The 1429-nt window shown below is 62.6% G+C and carries 1 protein-coding gene; it reads right to left on the bottom strand.

Annotated features, from left to right (window positions below):
* Nucleotides 1–107: 107 nt before the first annotated feature.
* On the bottom strand, nt 108–1307 hold the full coding sequence (locus tag NKH37_RS33960; RefSeq protein WP_023718475.1) for an IS256 family transposase: 1200 nt from the start codon (nt 1305–1307) through the stop codon (nt 108–110).
* Between the last annotated feature and the right edge of the window lie 122 nt (nt 1308–1429).

Here is a 1429-nt window from a genome sequence, read left to right as displayed (position 1 = left end):
AGTTGTGTGCGTCAAGTTCTGCAAAAATGGCGTGGCAGTAGCTGTGACGTCGGCGTGTCCGCCGCGCAGCCCCCGTGTTTAGCGGAGCGGCGGACACACGGCGGTGCTCAGGCGGCCAATGCTCTCAGGCTCTCCTTCTTGTGCTCGCGCAGATGATCCATGTTGAGATAGCGGGTCGCCTCGAGCCAGTTCTCGTGGATCTCGACCGCCAATGCCCGAACCAGCCGCAGGCAGCTCCGCGGGTTGGGGAAGATGCGAACGACCAGGGTGCGCCGCTTGATCTCCTGGTTCAGCCGCTCCAGCATGTTCGTCGACTTCATGTGCTTGTGGTGGGCAAGCGGCAGCCGATAGAAGCTCAGCGTCTCCTCGATGTTGTCTTCCACCCAGTTGACCAGCTTCGGGTATTTGGCCTGCCATTTGGCGATCCACTGCGCCAGGTCGCGTTTGACCTCGGCAAGGTCGCGCCGGTCGTAGAACCATCTGAGCTCCATCAGGCAATCGTCGTCGACCTTGCGCGGCACGTAGTCGAGCGCGTTTCTGAGGAAGTGCACGTAGCAGCGCTGCCAGACCGCTTCGGGCAGCACTTCGCGGATTGCCGCCCTGAGCCCCGGATGGTCGTCGGAGACGACGAACTCGACGCCGGCGAGCCCGCGATTCTTGAGCCCCGTCACGAACTCGCGCCAGCTCGAATGGCTCTCCCGGTTGGCCAGCTCCACGCCCAGGACCTGGCGCCGGCCCTCCCAATCCACGCCGATCGCCACCAGCACCGCCTGGCTGGCGATCACGCCCGCCTCGCGAGCCCGTTCATAGCGCGCGTCCAAGATGAGATACGGATAGCTTTCCTCGAGCCGCTGCGTGAAGAACGCCTTGAGCGCCTCATCCAGCCGCATCGTCGCCTCGCTCACCGTCGAGGCCGAGAAAGAGTGGCCGCACAATTCCTCCGTCACCGCCTTCACCTTGCGGGTCGAAACGCCTTGTACGTACATCTCGACCAGCGCCGACACCAAGGCCTTCTCCGAACGCTGATAGCGCTCAAACAACTCCGTTGAGAACCGGCCCGTCCGATCCTGCGGAACGCGAAGTTCCAGCACCCCAACCCGCGTCACCAGCTTGCGCTCGTAATACCCGGACCGGTAACTCACCCGCTCCGCCGTCCGCTCGCCTTTCTCGGCCCCGATCGCCTCCGTCATCTCGGCTTCCAGAGCCTCCTGCACGACAGTCTGCAATACCTGGCGAAAGCCGTCCTCATCCGACAGCAGCAACGCTTTCAACTCGCCCCTGCTCAGTTTAACTTCTCGATTGGTCATGGCACTTCCCCTTCCACGGGAATCGGTGATTGCAACGTCACCACCGTGCCATGGCCGCTCGCCCTTCAGAGCAAGCGCCGTTCTCTCTCCAAAACTTTTTGCAGAACCTTCAGGACACTATC

Source organism: Mesorhizobium sp. M1217 (assembly GCF_040318275.1).
Classification (GTDB): domain Bacteria; phylum Pseudomonadota; class Alphaproteobacteria; order Rhizobiales; family Rhizobiaceae; genus Mesorhizobium.
The sequence above is the reverse complement of the archived record's forward strand: the minus strand, read 5'-3'. Positions and strand labels throughout refer to the sequence as shown.

Bases quoted from the DNA above. Each gene is read 5' to 3' on its own strand.
- NKH37_RS33960 (WP_023718475.1), bottom strand. From the start codon at position 1,307: ATGACCAATCGAGAAGTTAAACTGAGCAGGGGCGAGTTGAAAGCGTTG.